At 66.6% G+C, this 18,701-nt stretch carries 19 protein-coding genes; 13 read left to right on the top strand and 6 right to left on the bottom strand.

The annotated features are described in order from the left end of the window. Positions 1-172: 172 nt before the first annotated feature. Together LGY53_RS42635 and LGY53_RS42630 are read left to right on the top strand one after the other, a co-directional pair. The gene (locus LGY53_RS42635) at positions 173-1,198 is read left to right on the top strand and encodes an alpha/beta hydrolase family protein (protein WP_225732371.1); all 1,026 of its coding nucleotides are present in this window, start codon (positions 173-175) and stop codon (positions 1,196-1,198) included. A 108-nt stretch (positions 1,199-1,306) separates the two neighbouring features. Beyond that, complete coding sequence (locus LGY53_RS42630) at positions 1,307-2,557, top strand: Nramp family divalent metal transporter (RefSeq protein WP_374111324.1); 1,251 nt, start codon at positions 1,307-1,309, stop codon at positions 2,555-2,557. A gap of 19 nt (positions 2,558-2,576) precedes the next feature. Here LGY53_RS42630 and LGY53_RS42625 read toward each other — a convergent pair whose 3' ends face one another. Next, complete coding sequence (locus LGY53_RS42625; protein WP_225732367.1) at positions 2,577-3,779, bottom strand: MFS transporter; 1,203 nt, start codon at positions 3,777-3,779, stop codon at positions 2,577-2,579. 148 nt (positions 3,780-3,927) lie between these two features. After that, the gene (locus LGY53_RS42620) at positions 3,928-5,151 is read right to left on the bottom strand and encodes a TetR/AcrR family transcriptional regulator (RefSeq protein WP_225732366.1); all 1,224 of its coding nucleotides are present in this window, start codon (positions 5,149-5,151) and stop codon (positions 3,928-3,930) included. 129 nt (positions 5,152-5,280) lie between these two features. Here LGY53_RS42620 and LGY53_RS42615 point away from each other — a divergent pair, with 129 nt between their 5' ends. Together LGY53_RS42615 and LGY53_RS42610 are read left to right on the top strand one after the other, a co-directional pair. Next, positions 5,281-6,084 carry an enoyl-CoA hydratase gene (locus tag LGY53_RS42615; protein WP_225732365.1) on the top strand — a complete coding sequence of 268 codons (804 nt, stop codon included), beginning with the start codon at positions 5,281-5,283 and terminating at the stop codon, positions 6,082-6,084. Positions 6,085-6,138: 54 nt separating this feature from the next. After that, positions 6,139-7,164 (top strand): SDR family oxidoreductase, encoded by a 1,026-nt coding sequence (locus LGY53_RS42610; protein WP_225732364.1) that lies wholly within the window; start codon positions 6,139-6,141, stop codon positions 7,162-7,164. On the opposite strand, the gene LGY53_RS42605 is transcribed toward LGY53_RS42610, so the two are convergent. After that, positions 7,161-7,529: a helix-turn-helix domain-containing protein gene (locus LGY53_RS42605; protein ID WP_225732363.1), complete on the bottom strand. Its 369-nt coding sequence runs from the start codon at positions 7,527-7,529 to the stop codon at positions 7,161-7,163. The genes LGY53_RS42610 and LGY53_RS42605 overlap by 4 nt on opposite strands. Before the next feature lie 92 nt (positions 7,530-7,621). Between LGY53_RS42605 and LGY53_RS42600 the strand changes: the two genes are divergently transcribed. Both LGY53_RS42600 and LGY53_RS42595 read left to right on the top strand, forming a co-directional pair. Beyond that, positions 7,622-8,554 carry a zinc-binding dehydrogenase gene (locus LGY53_RS42600; RefSeq protein WP_225732362.1) on the top strand — a complete coding sequence of 311 codons (933 nt, stop codon included), beginning with the start codon at positions 7,622-7,624 and terminating at the stop codon, positions 8,552-8,554. A gap of 12 nt (positions 8,555-8,566) precedes the next feature. Next, a complete protein-coding gene (locus LGY53_RS42595) occupies positions 8,567-8,980 on the top strand; it encodes a nuclear transport factor 2 family protein (protein ID WP_225732361.1) in 414 nt (137 codons plus the stop codon). Between the two features lie 46 nt (positions 8,981-9,026). Here LGY53_RS42595 and LGY53_RS42590 read toward each other — a convergent pair whose 3' ends face one another. Next, positions 9,027-10,547: an aldehyde dehydrogenase family protein gene (locus LGY53_RS42590; RefSeq protein ID WP_225732369.1), complete on the bottom strand. Its 1,521-nt coding sequence runs from the start codon at positions 10,545-10,547 to the stop codon at positions 9,027-9,029. A 340-nt stretch (positions 10,548-10,887) separates the two neighbouring features. Here LGY53_RS42590 and LGY53_RS42585 point away from each other — a divergent pair, with 340 nt between their 5' ends. Genes LGY53_RS42585 through LGY53_RS42575 form a run of 3 tightly spaced genes read left to right on the top strand, consistent with a single transcriptional unit; the run spans position 10,888 to position 13,584 of the window. Then, positions 10,888-11,871 (top strand): ATP-binding cassette domain-containing protein, encoded by a 984-nt coding sequence (locus tag LGY53_RS42585; protein ID WP_167472050.1) that lies wholly within the window; start codon positions 10,888-10,890, stop codon positions 11,869-11,871. Positions 11,872-11,902: 31 nt separating this feature from the next. After that, positions 11,903-12,721 (top strand): ABC transporter permease, encoded by an 819-nt coding sequence (locus tag LGY53_RS42580; protein WP_225732360.1) that lies wholly within the window; start codon positions 11,903-11,905, stop codon positions 12,719-12,721. After that, positions 12,718-13,584: an ABC transporter permease gene (locus LGY53_RS42575; protein ID WP_308103112.1), complete on the top strand. Its 867-nt coding sequence runs from the start codon at positions 12,718-12,720 to the stop codon at positions 13,582-13,584. The genes LGY53_RS42580 and LGY53_RS42575 overlap by 4 nt, the downstream gene beginning before the upstream one ends. Here LGY53_RS42575 and LGY53_RS42570 read toward each other — a convergent pair. Beyond that, entirely contained in the window at positions 13,489-14,745 is a 1,257-nt protein-coding gene (locus LGY53_RS42570) for a lycopene cyclase family protein (protein ID WP_225732359.1), read from the bottom strand. The genes LGY53_RS42575 and LGY53_RS42570 overlap by 96 nt on opposite strands. Positions 14,746-15,002: 257 nt before the next feature. Here LGY53_RS42570 and LGY53_RS42565 point away from each other — a divergent pair, with 257 nt between their 5' ends. Continuing rightward, positions 15,003-15,968: an alpha/beta hydrolase family protein gene (locus LGY53_RS42565; RefSeq protein ID WP_225732358.1), complete on the top strand. Its 966-nt coding sequence runs from the start codon at positions 15,003-15,005 to the stop codon at positions 15,966-15,968. A 1-nt stretch (position 15,969) separates the two neighbouring features. Further along, complete coding sequence (locus tag LGY53_RS42560) at positions 15,970-16,908, top strand: triacylglycerol lipase (protein WP_225732357.1); 939 nt, start codon at positions 15,970-15,972, stop codon at positions 16,906-16,908. Positions 16,909-17,028: 120 nt separating this feature from the next. On the opposite strand, the gene LGY53_RS42555 is transcribed toward LGY53_RS42560, so the two are convergent. Next, a complete protein-coding gene (locus LGY53_RS42555; RefSeq protein ID WP_167472055.1) occupies positions 17,029-17,505 on the bottom strand; it encodes a hotdog fold domain-containing protein in 477 nt (158 codons plus the stop codon). Between the two features lie 171 nt (positions 17,506-17,676). Here LGY53_RS42555 and LGY53_RS42550 point away from each other — a divergent pair, with 171 nt between their 5' ends. Further along, positions 17,677-18,087, top strand: a complete 411-nt coding sequence (locus LGY53_RS42550) for a hypothetical protein (RefSeq protein ID WP_225732356.1) — start codon at positions 17,677-17,679, stop codon at positions 18,085-18,087. Positions 18,088-18,177: 90 nt separating this feature from the next. Continuing rightward, positions 18,178-18,573: a hypothetical protein gene (locus tag LGY53_RS42545; RefSeq protein WP_225732355.1), complete on the top strand. Its 396-nt coding sequence runs from the start codon at positions 18,178-18,180 to the stop codon at positions 18,571-18,573. The last annotated feature ends 128 nt before the right edge of the window (positions 18,574-18,701 follow it).

Genomic DNA, 18,701 nt, shown 5'->3' with positions numbered 1-18,701 from the left:
CAACGGCACGGTAACGATGTCCCCTTTTGTAACGACTGATTAGGCCGTAGGGTCGGGCAAGGCGTTTCGGCGCCGACCCGAACTTCGGGGGCCTTATCGAAATCCGATACGAAGCGAAGGTGTGAACTTTATGCGTCGACTCATCCGGCGCCGCGGCGCACGAGCCGGGGCGATGATCGCGGCAACCGCAGTATTCGCGGGCGTCATATCCGGAATCGGCGCAGCCCCCGCGTCGGCGGCGGATCCGATCATCACTGGCAAGGCGCTGCTGGCCAACCCGACCGCACCCGACGGCTCCAAGATCACCAAGGCGGAGTACAAGGACGACCGGAACATCCGGCTCTACGTGTATTCGGCGGCGATGGATCAGAAGGTGATCATCGACGTGCAGCGCCCGGCCGACGCATCGGTGCCGCGGCCGTCGCTGTACCTGCTCAACGGCGCGGGCGGCGGTCAGGACGACGCCTCCTGGCAGGCCAAGACCGATGCGCTGCAGTTCCTTTCGGACAAAAACGTCAACGTGATCCAGCCGATCGGCGGCAAGTGGAGCTACTACACCGACTGGATCAAGGACGACCCGGTACTGGGCCGCAACAAGTGGAAGACCTTCTTCACCGAGGAACTGCCCCCGCTGGTCGACGGTGCGCTCGGCACCAATGGCGTGAATGCCATTGCGGGCCTTTCCACCTCGGGCACCACCGTGCTCGCGCTGCCGATCGCGAAGCCGGGCCTGTTCAAGGCGGCCGCGGCTTACTCGGGTTGCGCGCAGACCTCGGACCCGGTCGGCTCGCGGTTCGTCAAGCTGACGGTCGAGACCTGGGGCGGCGGCAACACCGACAACATGTGGGGTCCGGTCGGCTCGCCGGATTGGGCGGCCAATGACCCGTACGTGCACGCCGAGGGCCTGCGTGGTGTGGATCTCTACATCTCCTCCGGCAACGGTATCCCCGGCCCGTACGACACCCTCGACAACAAGTACGCGCTGCCCGGCGCCTACGGTCTGGCGAATCAGGTGCTCATCGGCGGTGTGATCGAGGCGGGCACCAACTACTGCACCCACAACCTGCAGAACAAGCTGAATGAGCTGGGCATCCCGGCCACCTTCAACTTCCAGCCCAACGGCACCCACTCGTGGGGCTACTGGCGCGATGAGCTGCAGGAGTCCTGGCCGACCCTGGCCAAGGGTCTCGGCCTCTGAGCGGCGATTTCTTCGGATCGCCCCCGGTCGCGCATTGCGACCGGGGGTGATCTCTTTCTCAACCGCATGCCCTAACGAAAAAGTTCGGAGACCCGTAAAATCTGATTGGTGAGTACCAGTTTGGCCGGCAGCGCTCGATCCGCGTCACAGCGGGCGCGGGCGGCCACGGTGCTGCTCGGGCCCGCCTTCGTCGCGGCCATCGCCTACGTCGATCCCGGCAATGTCGCATCCAATGTGAGCGCCGGTGCGCAGTACGGGTACCTGCTGGTCTGGGTGATCGTGATGGCCAACATCATGGCCGCGCAGGTGCAGTTCCTCTCGGCCAAACTCGGCCTGGTCACCGGCCGCACCCTGCCCGAGGTGGTGCGTGACCGCGCGAAAAGGCCGGTGCGACTGGCTTATTGGGCGCAAGCCGAATTGGCCGCGATGGCAACCGATCTCGCCGAGGTGGTGGGTGGCGCCATCGCGTTGAACCTGCTGTTCCACCTGCCGTTGGTGGTGGGCGGCCTGATCACCGGTGTGGTGTCGATGGGTCTGCTCGCGGTGCAGAATCGTGGCGGACAGCGGCCGTTCGAGCGGGTGATCATCGGCCTGCTCGCGGTGATATCCGTCGGATTCGTTGCCAGCCTGGTTATTTCGCCGCCCCCGATCGCCGATGCCGCGGCGGGCCTGTTGCCGCGCTTCGACGGCACCCAAAGCGTGCTGCTCGCCGCGGCCATGATCGGCGCCACCGTGATGCCGCACGCCATATACCTGCACTCCGGGCTCGCCCGCGACCGCCACGGGCATCAGGAACCGGGCGTCGCGCGGGCAAAGTTGTTGCGGGTCAACAAATATGATGTCGGCATCGCGATGGTCATCGCGGGCGCCGTCAACCTGGCGATGCTGCTGATGGCCGCGCACACCTTCGGCGGCCGCGACGATGTCGACACCATCGAGGCCGCGCACGCCGCCGTCCGTGACGCCCTCGGCCCAACGGCCGCACTGCTTTTGGCGGTCGGACTGCTCGCCTCCGGCCTGGCCTCCACCTCCGTCGGCGCATACGCGGGCGCGATGATCATGGAAGGTCTGCTGCACCGGCAGATCCCGATCCTGCTGCGCCGCTTGATAACCCTCATCCCCGCCATCGCGATCCTCGCCATCGGCTTCGACCCCACCCGCGCACTCATCGTCTCCCAGGTGGTGCTCTCCTTCGGCATCCCCTTCGCCCTGATCCCGCTGGTCCGGTTCACCAGCGACCGCGCGCTGATGGGGTCTGACGTAAACCATCGCGTCACAACGTTTTTCGCGTGGATAGTGGCTGTCGTCATTACCGGACTCAACATCCTGCTGATCTACCTGACTTTGACCGGCAATTGACCGGCGAAGCGTAACCCCGTTACCGCACCGTCGATTCGGCCGAAATCTGCCCGGTCAGTTTGCGTTTGGACCACAGCAGCACTGTCGCCCCGGCGGCGATCGCACCCATCATGAGCAGCACCAGCCGATAATCGATGACGAGGATCAGAATGGCGCCCACGGTAATCGCGCTGGTCTGCGGCACAGTGTGCATGAGCTCCAGCGCGATGGAGGTCCGGCCCATCAATCGCGCGGGCACCCGCCGCTGCACCATCGTCGACATCCCGACGGCAATGAGCGTGATCCCGACACCGATCACCGCCTTGCTCCCGAGCACCACCGGCAGCGAACGGATGACGCAGCCGACGACCCCGATCCCGAATGCCGCGAAACCGGCTGCGAGCACCGACAATTCACCGTATCGAGTGATCAGGATTGCCGCACCCAAACCGCCGAGGATAGCTCCGATACCCTGCGCGACCGAGATCACGCCCATGAATTCCGGCGGTTTTCCGAGCCCCGCGATGATCGCATAGGCGACGGATTCGATCATGCCGATGGCGCACCAGCCGACGGCACCGCTGACTGCCACGGCGCGCAGCCCCGCATCCGTGCCGATGAACCGCGCACCCGCGACGAATTCGGCCAGCCATTTACCGCCGCCGCGCTCCGGGCGGGGTTCATCCAACCGGATCAGCCAAATCGCCACTGCGGCAACGATGAAGCTCACCGCGTCGATCGCACCGACAACGGCCCCGACCATCAGTGCGAACAGTCCCGCCCCGGCGAGCGGTCCGAGCAGGCGCAATCCCTCCTTCACCGACTGCAGCATGCCGTTGGTCCGTGCCAGCTCCGTCGCCGGAATCAGCTGCTGCAGTAGACCGTTCAGCGTGGAGCCGGCTACGACCATGGACAGGCCGTACAGCGCGGCCGATAGGAAAATCAGCCAGACGTCACCCCGGTCGTGCACCGCGAACAGCGGCACCGCGATCAGCGTCGACAACAGGTAGGTCCAGATCAGGAAGGGCCGCCGTCGGAATCGGTCGATCACCGAACCGCCGAGGACGGCGATGACCGCCTGCGCGGCCATCACGGCGATCACCAGCCCGGCCGCGCTGCTGGATCCGGTGAGCGACTGCACCCAGATGCCGAATACCAGCAGCATCAACGAATCACCGACCATGCTGGTTACCAGCCCGATAATCAGCAGTCGAAAGTTCCTGACATACCTACGATCTCGCATCACGGCCCCCCAGACCCGGCGAGACCGCCGAGCACAACCGGCTATTCCGGGCCGATCCTAATCGACTTCGGCCGCACCGCGATGAGGAATCATCCGATGAAAGCGGCCGGAGCTGGATCCGAGATGCCGTGTGGCACAGGGTTACCCGTTAAGAGGGCGACTCGCCCGACCCCAACAGCACCGCGAGCATCAGCGTATGCACTCGCGCGATCTGTTCCGGACGCGAGTCGAATTTGATCAGCCGTCCCACGTCGATGACCTGGCCGATCGCCGCGTGTACGCGGAAGCGCGCTTCGATCGGGTCGCCGTCGAGGAGGTTGGCCCATTCCAGCACGTTCTGGCGTTGGATGGCGCGCAGCCGGTGTTGTTCGGCGGCGGGCAGGTTGCTGAATTCCGCGTAGTAGACGGGCATGATCTCGGGCATCGAGAAGGTCAGGCGGGCCTGGCGTTCGGCGATGCGGGAGACGGCGTCGGCGCGGCTGGTCGCCTCGGCCAGCGCCTCGGTGATGGCGATGGCGACCCGGTCGCCGGTGCGGTGGAAGGCGGCGGCGAGCAGATCGGATTTGCTGGTGAAATAGCGGTAGACGCTGGAGGCGTTGATGCCGACGGCCGCGCCGATCTCCTCGATGCTGGCCTCGTGATAGCCCTGTCTGCCGAAGATGCGGATGGCCTCGGTGAGCAGCTGTTCGCGTTTCGAGGTGATCGGCAGGCCGCGCGTCGCGGGGCCGCCGTCCGGCCGGGTGGGTGCGGGCGGCAGGTCGGCCCGCAGCAGCGACCACGACATATCCCGCAGCAGCGGCAGCAGCCGGGAACCGGACAGCGCGGTGCGGTGGGCGGAGATGCTGGCGAGCACGCTGAGCACCGCAGCGGCCAGCATCGCGACATCCTCCAGCGGCGATTGCGGGCGCAGCTGCGAAATCGGTTCGGCCAGTGCGGCATTGAGTTCGTCGTAGATTTTGCGGATGCGGGCCCGGTCGTCGGGTTCCAGGTAACGCCGCTCCCAGCGGTACAGCCCTGCCTCGCGGCGGATCTCGATGGTGTGCTCGCCGATCGCTCTGATCAGGGCGTCCAGTCGCTGTTCCGGTTCGAGCGCCGGATCGTCGGCCCGGTGCGCGACATCGACGAGATGTTTCGCCCCTTCTTCCGCGCAGGCGACGAGCAGCGCGTACTTATTGGTGAAATGCCGATACAGCGCGGGGCCCGAGATGCCGACCTCGGCGGCGATCTCGTCGACGCCGACCGGGTAGTACCCGCGTTCGCTGAACGCGCGCGCGGCGGCCCGGATGATCTGGACCTTGCGATCCTTCGGCCGCCGCCGCACCACCTCAGGCCGCGCCGGAGCGAGGTCGACCTCGCTGCGTTCCGCGACCATGTAGCTCTCCGTTCTCCCGCGGCGCGCCTGTTGACAGCGCCGGACAAATCAACCTAAGTTAACCACAATTCGCAAAGTTAACCACTATTCAGGGCGTCGCGCCCGCCGATTCGCACACCAGGAGCACAGATGAGCAACGACGATTCCGCGCAGCGCCGCGCGAATTTCTCCGCCGTCCAGGACGGCAAGGTGCTGCGGATCACCCTGACCAACCCGAAGCGCAAAAACGCCATCGACTACGACACGATGGTCGGCCTCGGCGACGCCTTCCTGGCCGCGGCGCAGGACCGCGTGGTGCGGGTCATCGTACTGACCGGGGCGGGCGGCGACTTCTGCACCGGCGCGGACCTGGCGGCCAGCCCCGCCGAGGCGGCCCGCGGCATCACCTCCGACATGGTGATGGATGCGGCCAACCGGGTGGTGAAATCCATTGTGGACGTTCCGGTTCCGGTGATCGCCCGGCTGCGGGGCGCGGCCGCCGGCGTCGGCGTCGGCATCGCGTTGGCCGCCGACCTGGTCTATGCCAGCGATGACGCCTACCTGCTGCTCGCCTTCATCAATATCGGCCTGATGCCCGACGGCGGCGCGGCGGCCATGGTCGCGGCCGCGGCGGGTCGTCCGCTGGCGGCGGAAATGGCGCTGCTCGGCGAGCGGCTGCCCGCACCCGCCGCCAAACAGGCCGGGTTGTTCACCGCCGTGGTGCCCGCCGAGGAGCTCGATGCCAAGGTCGAGGCGGCGGCCGCCAAGCTCGCGAACGGTCCGCGCCGCGCCATCGAGCTCACCAAGCGGGCGCTGAACCGGGCGACCCTCGGCGCGCTCGACCAGGCACTGGCCACCGAAAAGTCCGGGCAGACAGAGCTTTTGCAGTCGCCGGACTTCATCGAGGGCGCGACCGCGATGCTCACCAAACGCAAGCCGGTCTTCGCCGACTGAGCGATGTGATCCCGGGCACATCCGAGCTGGTGCCGCAAGATATGTTATTTGGCTATGGCTTACCTGGTTACCGGAGCGACTGGGTTCATCGGTCGGTTCCTCATCCCCGAGCTGCTGAAACGGCAGGGCGATATCCACGTCCTGGTCCGTCCCGGCGCGGAGTCGGCCGACCGGTTCGCCTGTTGTGCGCACGAGTGGGCCGCCGGTGACCGGGTGCGCCCGGTGCGCGGTGACCTCGGCGCGCCCGGACTCGGCATTGATCCGGAGTGGCTGGCCGCCCGGCGCGGGACCATCGACCACGTATTCCACCTGGCCGCCGGCTACGACACGACCGAGAGCGGCGGCGGCACCCGGCATGTCGTCGACGTCGCCGAGGATCTGAAAGCCGGGATGCTGCATCATGTTTCGACGGTCGAGGTGGCGGGCTCGGCGGAGGGGCTGTTCACCGAGAGTATGTTCGACCGCGGCCAGCTGCTGACGACGCCGTATCAGCGGGCGAAATTCGAGGCGGAGCGGATCGTGCGCGGCGCCGCGCTGCCGTGGCGGATCTACCGGCCGTCCATCGTCATCGGGCATTCGCGCACCGGTGAGATCGACCGGATCGACGGTCCCTACTACTTCTTCCGACTGCTGCGGATGGGCGCGCAATTGCCGCGCATTCTGCCCGTGCTGGTGCCGCGACTCGGCGAAACCAATATGGTGCCGGTCGATTTCGTCGCGCGGGCGCTGGATCACATTGCGCACCAGCCGGGTTCGACCGAGATGACCTACCATCTGGTGGATCCGCGCAGACACAGCGCGGTCGAGGCGCTGAACCTGTTCGCCGACGAGGCGGGCGCACCGCATCTGGTCGAGGTGATGCCCAAGCGCACGCTCGACATGGTGCTGCGATTTCCGGGCGCGGGCTGGGTGCTGCCCAGGGTGGGCGTGCCGCTGGATGTGTTGGAGCACAGCGAATTCACCTGCTGGTTCGACTGCCGCAACACCACTGCGGCGCTCGCGGGCACCGATATCAAGGTGCCGCCGCTGGCCGCGTACGCCGCGCTGATCTGGAAGTACTGGATCGAGAACTGGGTTTAACCCGCCTGCTCGTATTCGGCTCTGGCCGCTGAGATTTCATCGATATGCTCGACGGCCCACGCGCGCAGTCCGTCGATCGCCGTGCACAGGCTGCGCCCGAGCGCGGTGAGCTCGTATTCGACGGTTACCGGCACGGTGGGGAACACCCGGCGCTCGACGATTCCGTCGCGCTCCAGCCCGCGCAGCGTCTGGGTGAGCATCTTCTGCGTGATGCCCTGCACCTGCCTGCGCAGCTCGGAGAACCGGCGCGGTCCGGGGTCGAGGGCCAGCAGCACCAAGCCGGTCCAGCGCTCACCGAGCCGGTCGAAGATCGCACGCGACGGGCAGTTCAGATTGAAGACGTCATATGGTGCGTTGGTATCCACGAGGTACCTATACCACTAATTACTGCCTTCTTACATCTGGATACCAACGCTCTTAATGTCGTTCTCGTTGGAACGACGATAGGGGAGTCCAGATGAAAGCCCTGGTAGCAACCGGTAATGAGATCCTGGTGGGCCTGGCCGATGTGCCCGAGCCGGTGGCGGCGGCCGATGCGGCGCTGATCCGGGTCGAGGCGTTCTCGGTGAATCGCGGCGAGATCCTTGCCCTCACCGGTGTCTACGGCACGCCGACCGCACCGGGTGTAGTGCCCGGCCAGGATGTCGTCGGCCGGGTGGTGGTCGCGGCGGCCGACGGGTCCGGGCCCGCGGTCGGTGCCAGGGTGGTCGCCCACGCCGCGGGCGGCGGCTGGGCCGAACTCGTCGCGGTCGCCACCGACGCGCTCACCGAACTGCCGGATGCGGTGCCGAATGAGGTGGCCGCCGCACTTCCGCTGGCCGGGCTCACCGCGCTGCGGCTGCTGCGGCATATCGATGCGCCGCGCGGCGCCCGGGTGCTGCTCACCGGCGCGTCCGGCGGTGTCGGACACTACCTGGTCGAATTGCTCACGGCCGCAGGCGCATCGGTGACGGCAGTGGTTGCCGACGCCGAACGGGGCAGCCGCCTCGCCGAATTCGGCGCCCGGGTGATCACCGATATCGCCGCAGACACCGACCGGTACGACGTGATCATGGAATCGGTTGGCGGTGAAGTCTTTTCCGAGGCGATCCGCAAACTCGAACCGGGCGGTCTGGTGCTGTGGTTCGGGCAGGCAAGTCTGCAACCGGTGCGGCTCGACTTCTTCGAGCTCATGTCGGCGACGCCGTTCACGCTGAAGCACTTCCCGCACTGGGTCGCCGACACCACCGATGCCGAAGACCTGCGCACCCTCGTCGAACTGGTGGCCGCCGACCGCCTGCACCCCGAACTGGGTAGGGTCGCCGACTGGACCGCGACGGCGGAGACGCTGACCGACCTGAACCGGCGCAGGATCCGCGGCAACGCCGTCCTGACCATCGAAGCACGTTGAGAGGAGATCGCGATGACCACCGAACAGACCCGGGAAACGATCCTGGCTTACATCGATGCGCTCGGCAAAGGTGATGCGGCGCAACTATATTCGTTCTTCACATCGGAATCGACCTGGACTCTGTTCGGTGAGCTGCCCACCTCGCGCACCTGGACCGGCCCGGAGGAGATCTTCGAACAGTTCGTCGCCCAGATGATCGGCCGGATGGATATGACCAAGCCGGTGGAGCAGGATGTGCGCACCGTGCTCGCCGACGGTGAGCTGGCGCTGGCCGAATGGACTACCCGGGCCACCGCGAAATCCGGTGAGCCGTATGTGAACAACGTGGCGATAGTCTTCCGCCTGGAGAACGGCAAGATCGCCGAGGCCCGCGAATACTTCGACACCGCGTACGCGGGCCGCGTTCTCTTCGGCGTGAACGCGTAGTGCGATCCCGCCTCTCAGCGGCAAGCCCGCTGGAGTCGGGATTTCGTCAGCGTCCGTGCCGCAGCCGGAAGATGGTGCGCGCCATGCGCAGATGACGTGGGTGCCGGTCGAAGGTGGACAGGTTCACCGGGGCGCGGTAGCGCTTGCGGGCGATGGCCAGGGTGCGGCTGAACTCGCGCAGCCCTTGCTCGCCGTGATGGTGGCCCTGGCCGTATTCGCCGACACCGCCGAACGGCAGCGCCGGGATGCCGAGGTAGGCGGTGGAGGAATTGATCGTCACCACACCCACCCGCAGCTGTTCGGCGACCGCCTCCACGCTGTGCACATCCCTGGTGAAAACCGAGACGGCGTCGCCGTTTCCGACCGCGTTGATCCGGCGCACCGCCTCATCGATATCGGCGACCCGGTTCACGATGAGCACCGGGCCGATGGCCTCGCCGGTGACCGCGAGGCTCTCCTCCGGCACCTCGGCGAGCACGATCGGCTCGATATACGGGTCGCGGATCGAATCGAGGCCGCCGACAACGGCTTTGCCGCCGCGCGCGATGGCGTCGCGCACCTGTTTGCGCACCACGTCCACCTGAGATTCCAGAATCATCGGTCCGTAGGAGGCTTTTCGGTCCGCACCGGGGCGCAACTGACGCGCCTGATCGATGACCAGTTCCAAGAAGTGCTCGTACACCGAATTCGCCACGTAGGCACGCTGAATACCGGTCGGATTCTGTCCGGCATTGGCCATCGCGCCGAACACCGCGGCCTCGGCCGCCTCCTCGAGTTTGGCGTCGACGTGAACGACCATGGTGCCCTTGCCGTTTCGTTCGACCACCACCGGCGTCATGGTTTGCGCGCACCAGGCGATCACCTCGCGCGCCCCGGCATCGAGTCCGGCATAGGCGATTTTGTCCACTCGCGCCCGGCACAGCGCCGCCGCGGTTCCGGAATCGCCGGTAACTACTTGCAGCACAGGTTGATTCGGTGCAAGCCTGGTCCAGCTCTCGGCCAGCCACACCCCGACACCGGTGGTGAGCTCGCTGGGCTTGAAGACCACCGCATTGCCCGCGGCCATGGCGTAGGCGATCGAACCCATCGGTGTGAAAACCGGATTGTTCCACGGGCCGAGCACGCCGACCACGCCGAGTGGCAGATAGCCAACGGACGCACGCTGATTGCGGGTGAGCCAGGTGGAGCCGAGCTTGCGACGGTCCAGCGCGCGCCCCGCGTTACGGGCCGCCCAGTCCAGATTCTCGACGGCGAGCATCACCTCGATCGCCGCGTCCGCCTCCGGCTTTCCGGTTTCCTCGCACAGGATCTCCACCAATTCACCTGTCCGCCTTGCGATGCTGCGTTTCCAATCGAGCAGCCAGCGCCTGCGGGTGCTGAAACCCAGCTCGGCCCACCACTTTTCGGCGGAGCGCGCGGCGCGTACGGTCCGGTTGACCTCGCCCGCGTTCATCACCGCATAATTGCCGACGATCTCGCCCGTGCGCGGATCGTATGAGGTGAGCACATTCGGTCGGCCAGTTCCTCCCGCATGCGCTGCCACCTGTGGCTGCGCGGACTCGGCCATGGTCACCTCTCGCAGTTTCGAAAGCCGGACGACGGCCACCGGTGAGTTCTGGGATCCCCCAATTAGCAGACTATGGTCGGTAAGGCAGCCCGACAAGGCACCATCGCCGCCCTTGCACTGCCCGTGGGCGGCCGACCAGCGCCGACTCGCACGACCCCGTCGGGTGTGAGTAACGACACAATTAACTGCCGCCCGATTGGGTACCACGCGCGCGCCCGCGAAGAACCGTGCAAACCGGTAACATCGCGCCGAGCGCTGCGGATCACCTACCGGGGAAACGAAAATCATGTGTGCGCTCGGCGACCAGCGTCGCCGCACCCGGGCCGAATGTGGAGAGTTGATGCCGAGCTTGAACCAAGCTGTTTCGCCTGCAGGCGATTTCGCGGTCATTGTCGACGACATACACAAGTCGTTCGGCGACGTGCACGCATTGCAGGGCGTCAGCTTCACCGCCGCGCGGGCGAGCGTCCTCGGCATCCTCGGACCCAACGGCGCGGGCAAGACCACAACGGTGAAAATCCTCTCGACGCTGCTGCGCCCGGATTCGGGCAGCGCCGTCGTCGCCGGGCACGATGTGCTGCGGGATCCGGCCGGGGTGCGCCGCTCGATCATGATGACGGGTCAGTACGCCGCACTCGACGAGAACCTGTCCGGCCGGGAGAACCTGGAACTGTTCGGCAGGTTGATGGGGCTCACCAAGTCCGCGGCGCGCAAGCGGGCCGACATCCTGCTCGAGGAGTTCGATCTGGTGAGCGCGGGCCGCCGTGCGGTGCGCCACTATTCGGGCGGTATGCGCCGCCGCGTCGATATCGCCTGCGGCCTGGTCGTACGCCCGGAGGTGGTATTCCTCGACGAGCCGACCACCGGTCTCGACCCCCGCAGCCGCCAGGGCGTGTGGGATCTGGTGACCGCGCTGAAATCACAGGGCATCACGGTGCTGCTGACCACGCAGTACCTCGAAGAGGCCGATGTGCTAAGCGACAACATCATCGTCATCGATAAGGGCACGGTGATCGCCGAGGGCACCGCCGACGAGCTGAAGGCCAAGACCGGCGGCAGCTACTGCGAGGTGGTCCCGCTCGACCCCAAGCAGCTGCGCATCGCGGCGAGCGCGCTGGGCGATCTGGTGCCGGGGCGGGTGCTCAGCGAAATCGACGGCGGCGACCGGCTTTCGATTCCGGCGCCGGAGGGCGCGGCCACGCTCACCGAGGCGCTGCGCAGGCTGGACTCGGCCGGTATCGAGCTAGCCGATATCGCGCTGCGCCGCCCGTCACTGGACGACGTGTTCCTATCCATCACCGGGCATTCGGGCGGGCACGCGTGAGAGAGCGAATCAGCAATCGCGGGGTGCGAGCATGAGCGCGCCGACCGCCGAACGCATCAGCACCAACGAGGCGTTGTTCGCCGACCTGCCGGTCGCTCGACCGTCCTCCTTCGATCAATGGCGCGCGTTGACCGCACGCATCGTCCGGACCATGGCCAAGGGTGAGCTGGCGGCCGCGGTCATCACACCGCTGGTGTTCACCGTCGGTTTCTATCTGCCGCTGCGGTTCGTGATGAAGGTCCAGGGCGTCGACTACGCGCAGTACGTCATGCCGATCATCGTGCTGCAGACGCTGGCGTTCACGATGATGTCGAATGCGCAGATGGCGGCCTTCGAGACGATGACCGGGTTCAACGCCCGGCTACAAACCATGCCGATCGGGGCGCTGGTCCCGTTGACCTCGCGGATCGCGGCCGGATTCGTCCGCTCGAGCGTCTCGTTGACGGCGGCGCTCGCCTTCGGCCATGTCATCGGCTTCCGCTTCGTCGCCGGTTGGGGGCAGGCCGTTCTGTTCTGCGTCTTCGCACTCGCGGTCGGCACGGTCCTGTCGCTCGGCGCCGACGGGTTGGGCAGCCTGACCAAGAGTCCGGAATCGCTGAGCCAGGCGTTGAACATTCCGACGCTGATCCTCGGCATGTTCTCCTGCGGATTCGTTCCGGAACGCAACTTCCCGGAATGGACTCGGCCGTTCGTGCGCAATCAGCCGATCTCCCAGTTCTCGTTCGCGCTGCGCGATATGGCGGCGAACGGGGTGACCTGGGATGTGTTGCGGGTTCCGCTGGTTTGGGTGATCGGGCTCGCGCTCGTATTCACCCCGCTGGCGATCTGGGCGAGCGTGAGGCGTTCATGAATACTGTCGAGGCGACCATGGACCACGCGGCGAGCGGCGAAATCGACCGCCGGGCACTGCTTCCCGACGCGGGTCCGCAATCCGAACGGGCGCTGCGCACGTGGGCCGTGCACAGCCTGATCCAGTGCAAGCGACTGCTGATCGGTTGGTCCCGCGATCCGGCGACCACCATTCAAACGCTGGCGTACCCCGGATTCGCGTTGCTGATGTTCAATATCGTGCTCAGCCACGCCATCAAGAACGCCACCGGGCTACCGGCCGTCTACGGCCAGGTCCCGATGAGCACGCTGATCGCGGCGATGGCCGGTTCGATGGTGAGCGCGCTCGGGTTCAAGGGCGAGAAGATGACCGGGCTGCTCGGTCGCTTCTGGACCATGCCGACGCACCGGGCCGCCGGTTTGACCGGTCGGCTGCTCGCCGAGATGGTTCGGGTCCTGATCACCACGTTGTTCGTGATCCTCGTCGGCCTGCTGATCGGTTTCCGCTTCGATCAGGGTCCGCTGGCCGCACTCGGGTTGATCTGCATCCCGGTCTTGTTCGGCTTGGGGTTCGCCGTATTCGTTACGGCCATCGCGACGGTGACCGAGGGCATCCTGGTGGTGAGCATCATCGGCAACGTCACCACGCTGCTGATGTTCTTCAACACCGGCTTCGTGCCGGTCGGCGCCTATCCGATCTGGCTGCAGACCACCGTGGCCAACCAGCCGATGAGTTGCGCCGTCGAGGCGATGCGCGGGTTGTCCTACGGCGGGCCGGTCGCCGAGCCGCTACTGAAGACCCTCGCCTGGACCCTCGGCTTGATCGTCATCTTCGGCTACCCGGCCGTGCGCGGATATCAACGCGCCGCGCAGACCGGAGCTTGATCCGAAGTCGTATCCCACCCAGCGGTTCCGGTTGGTCCAGCCGACCAGGTCGTAGCGCCACCGGAACGGCCAGGTGTGGGCGACGGTGTTCACCAGCACCCCGCCGAGCGCGGCGTAATCGTCGTGTGCGGACAGCAGGGCGCGCTGGCCGCGCGGCCCGGCGCTGAAGAACGATTCGAACATGGCGATGGACTGGTCGGTGGTGAGCCTGCCGAGGCCCCACAGCCCGCGCATGCGCATCCAGTACACCAGCCGCGCCTGCCACGGCCACAGTTCGGCGACGGGGTCGCGGCCGGTGCGCACCGCCTCGATCGCGGTGTCCACCAGCGCGAGTGAATCGGCGACGCTGTAGCCGGTGCACGGATGCATCATGCCGCCCCGCGATCCGAAGGGAATGGCCTTGGCCACACCCTTTTTCGGCGGCCGCTGGTCGAGCGGGTAGTGCGCGGCCTCGGTCGGCTCGTCCCCGGTGAGCCGGATGCCGTGCGCGGCGAGCCGATTCAGTGTCCGCCTGCGCAACTCGTGCTGCGGCATACCGCCGCGCAGGCCGAGGCTGGTCTCCTCGAAGATCACCGTTCCGTCGCCGAGCGGCACCGCGTACAGGAACGACGGCGGCTCGTCCGGGCCCGCGCCGTTCTCCGGCCGCCAATCCAGCAGCAGCCCTTCGCCGTCGGCGACCATCGGTGCCGCGGTCTCGGCGGCGACGAAGATGCCGTGTGCGCTGGCCGCCCGGCGCCGGCCGAGCGACGGCAGCCCCCTGGTGTCGAAAACTGTTGCGGCGCGGACGATCGTGCCGTTGGCGAGCTCCACCTCGTGCGCGTCGACGCGGGTCGCCCTCGCCGCGTGCACGGTGGCGTCGTCGATCGGAAGTGCTTCGCGCAGGCCGGTTTTGGATAGCACGCAGTACGGGCGCTGGATGCGGTGTTCGGTCGCGGTCCACACGGTGGGCGCGGCGATGCGGGTGGCGATCGCGCCGGGTGGCAGCCAATCCGGCAGTTCATCGATCCAGCACGAATAGGTCGGCGGCCACAGCCGGTCCGGACGCGGATCGATCACGGTGACGCGCAGGCCGGCCCGCAGCGCGCGATGGGCCAGCGCCCGGCCGGTCGGCCCGAGTCCGACCACGCACAGATCAACTTCCCGGACCGCGCCGTCACTCATGTAGGCATTCAATCGGTTATCGGGCGGCAGTCGCAACCAGGCCCGCGGGAAGCGGGGCTCGACGCATCTGTTCCTGTGCGAAATACGTTACCGATCCCGGTGCCCCGAATTCCCTTGGCCCTGCAACTCCAGTCGTGAAAACCGTTGTGCGCCAACTTAAGCTGGCCTCGGAGCGTCGGGGTTCCTGGTTTTGTCGGTGGTTATAAAGGGGAATCATGCGAGGTCGTCGCCTCCGGTGGTCAGGTGTGCTGGCGGCCGTGGTGGGCGCAGTCACGGTGGTGGGGCTCGGGTTGCCCGCAAACGCACATGCCGCGCCCGAAACGAAGATCGTTTCGGTGCAGCAGCAGGAAGACGTGCGCAAGATCACCGTGATGGTGCATTCGGCCGCCATGGACAAAGATATTCCGATAGATATCCAGCGTCCGGCCGACAATTCGGCGCCGCGCCCGGTGCTCTACCTGTTGCAGGGCGCTGCGGGCGGTGAGGACGGCATCACCTGGAAGAGCGCCACCGAGGTCTTCCAGTTTCTCGCGGACAAGAACATCAATGTGGTCAGCCCCGTCGGCGGCATGCTGAGCTATTACGCCGACTGGATCACCGACGACCCGCGTCTGGGCCGCCAGAAGTGGCGGACCTTCCTGACCAGCGAATTGCCGCCGGTCATCGATAAATACCTCGGGACGAACGGCCGCAACGCCGTCGCGGGCTTCTCCATGTCCGGCACCAGCTCGCTCGCCTTGGCCGAGACCAGCGGCAACCTGTATCAGAGCGTCGCGGCGTACAGCGGTTGCGCGCAGATCAGCGATCCGGTCGGCGAGGACCTGCTGAAGGTGGTCGGGGCGTACGGCGAGGTGGATTTCCAGAATATGTACGGGCCGTTCGGCAACCCGCTCTGGCGGGCCAATGATCCCTATGTTCAGGCCGAGGGCCTGCGCGGCAAATCGATCTATATCTCCAGCGGCGGCGGTCTGCCCGGAAAATATGACGTGTACAACGGGAAGTATTCGCTGCCCGGGCCGGACGGATTCCTCGCGCAGATGACCAAGGGTTCCGCCATCGAGGCAGCAACCAATTATTGCTCGCGCAATATGCAGACCAGGCTGAATCAACTGGGCATTCCGGCGACATATGACATTCGTGCGGATGGCACGCATTCGTGGGGATACTGGGATGAGGCACTGCGTAACTCTTGGCCAGTGCTTGCCGCTCCGTTGGGGATTTGAGATGGGTGTCCGTAACCGGGTCGTCCGGTTGGCCGTGCTGATCGCGTCGGCCGCCGTGCTCGGCATCGCCTTCGCGCCCGCCGGCGCCGCCGCGCCGGTGCTGAGCACCGTGGGCACACCCGCGGGGGTCAACGACATGTCCTGCCGTCCCTCCGCGGCGCATCCGGAACCCGTTGTGCTGGTTCATGGTTCGGGCACGGATATGGAACGCAGCTTCGGTGTGCTCGGCCCCGCCATCGCCCAGGCCGGATACTGTGTCTTCGCCGCCGATATCGGTAAGGCGCCCGCGCTGGCCGATGCGGCGAGCGGGAAAACCAATCTGCCCGGCCTCGGGTCGATCGGCGCGGCACTGAACGGACGCACGATCTACGGCGTCGCCGACATTCCGGCGATGGCGCGAGATCTGGCGAAGGTGGTGCAGTCCGCGCTGGATACGACCGGCGCGCAGCGGGTGGCGCTGGTCGGGCATTCCACCGGCGGCACCATAATTCGCCAATACCTGCGAACCAACGGCGCGGCCGCGGTCTCGACCGTGGTCACCCTCGGGTCGCCGTACCGCGGCTCGACCTGGGCCGGACTGCGCGACGCCTACCCGGATCTGGCCTCGCTCGGCCTGTCCAACGCGCAGATCGCGCAGCAGGTCTTCGGCGCGCCCGGTCAGCAGCAGCTGCCCGGCTCGCCCTTTCTGACCGCACTCAATGCGGGCGGTGAGACGGTACCGGGCGTCCGGTACACCGCCATCGCCTCGCGCACCGACGAGGTGATCACGCCCAACGAGACCGCGCTGCTCAGCGCGGCCGAAGGGGCCGATCGCAATATCTGGATACAGGACGGGTGTCCCACCGACACCGCGACCCACTCCAGCCTGCTCGTCGAACCAAGATCGCTCGCCCTAGTGCTCAATGCGCTGGGTGGCGAGGGCCGCAATCTCCCCTGCTGACCATGCGGCCCGGCTCGTCCGGCCGATCGAGCGGAGTCGATCGGCCGGACCGAGTTGATTTTTTTATTTCAGCATCGCGTAGCGATTCGATGAGAGGTGGTGGTCGGGTGACGGGCGGGCCTATTTCGGCGTCACCCAGGTGGTGATGTCGGCGTGCACCACCTCCAGACCGTGCTTGTCGTAGATCGACACCGGAACGATGAGGTCGCGTCCCTCGGTGATCTGCGCGAAGTCCGGGACCTCCGGCAGCTTGGCCACCGCGCGCAGCCCGGTCTCGGCCTTGGCCAGGTACTGCACGTTCATCGCCTTGGGGATCCAGCGGTGCGTCGATGGCACCGTCGCCTCGCTCAACATGCCCATGGCGACCTCGGCCAGATTGCATGCCGCGATGGCGTGAAAGGTGCCGAGGTGGTTGTGGATGCCGAACCACTTCGGCGCGCTCACCTCGCACAGTCCCGGTTCGAGCCGCACGACGCTCGGCAGCACCGTCCCGAAGTACGGCACCCGCGCCACCATGCCCAGCGAGAACAGGGCGTGCCCGAGCCGGTTGTCGGGCAGCTTCTTCCAGCCGCGGTACGTCGCGGTCTCTTTCGTCATGCGAGCTATCTTACTCAAAAGTAAGTTCAGCGCCGAGCGCCGCGGGCGACTGGGTAATTTATTGCCATCGACGCTCCTGGCATCCCGCTGCTACGTTGAGCTGTTGCGTCGCTGGCGCAACTGGGGGCCGACGCCACATCTGTTGGTGGGTATGGGATTTGGAGATCCATCATGCGTATTCGTATTGCCGTCGCGGGGCTGGGAATCGCCGCGGCGGGTGCGGCCATCGCAACCGGAATCGGTGCGGGGAACGCGGCCGCGTTCACGCCGGTCATCGCGACCGACAAGATGACCGTCGGGGTGCTGCTCGACCACAACGAGACCGTCGCGCTGAACAACAGCCCGATCGTCGGAATGCTGGACGATCCGATCACCAACGGCGGCGTCTTCTATATCGACCGCGCGTCCGTTTACCACCACGAGGGTGTGGTGATCGACGGGGTCACCTACACCGACGATATTTCCTTCGCGGGCGTGGTCGACGAGGCGGCCGCGGCGCCCAACGGCCATATCGGCATCGGTTTGACGGATCCGGCCGAGAACGACGGGGCGAATTACGCCGTGACGCAGTCCCTGCGCTGAGCCCAATGATTGTTCGGGCTGCGCCGACCGGGCGACATTGCTAGGTTGAACCCATTTCTTTTGCCGGGTAACGGATTTGGAGTTTCAACCATGCGAATTCGCAATGCTGTCACGGTAATCGGGATCGCGGCCGGTGGCGCGCTCGCGGCGGCGGCGGTCGGCGCGGGCGATGCCGCCGCCATCGAACTGCACGGCCCGAAACCGGTCGGCGTCAACTCGACGATCCGGCTCAGTCACGAGGACACCGTCGAGCTGAGCAAGAGCAAGTTGGCCGCGGTGCTGAGCGTGCCGCTCGCGGGCGGGCTGTACAAACTGGATCCCGATTCGACGATCCCGGACAACCCGCGCTACACCAACCGGCTGGTCACCTTCGCCGACGTGGTCGGCGAGGCGGCGGCCGCGCCGAACGGTTCGGTCGACATCCTGCTGGTGGATCCCGCGCAGTGGCGGGGCAGCGGCGTAGCCGTCGAGCAGTTCCTCAACTGAGATCGGGTCGAGGGGGGGGGGGGGGGCCCCCCCCCCCCCCCCCGGGGGGGGGGGGGGGGGGGGGCGGGGGGGGGGGGGGGGGGGTTGGGGGGGGGGGGGGGCGCAAGGTGGGGGTGGCGGGTGCACCG

This window comes from Nocardia sp. JCM 34519.1, from assembly GCF_020361265.1.
GTDB lineage: Bacteria > Actinomycetota > Actinomycetes > Mycobacteriales > Mycobacteriaceae > Nocardia > Nocardia arthritidis_A.
Note: the sequence above shows the minus strand (reverse complement) of the source record. Positions and strands in the feature narration are given on the sequence as shown.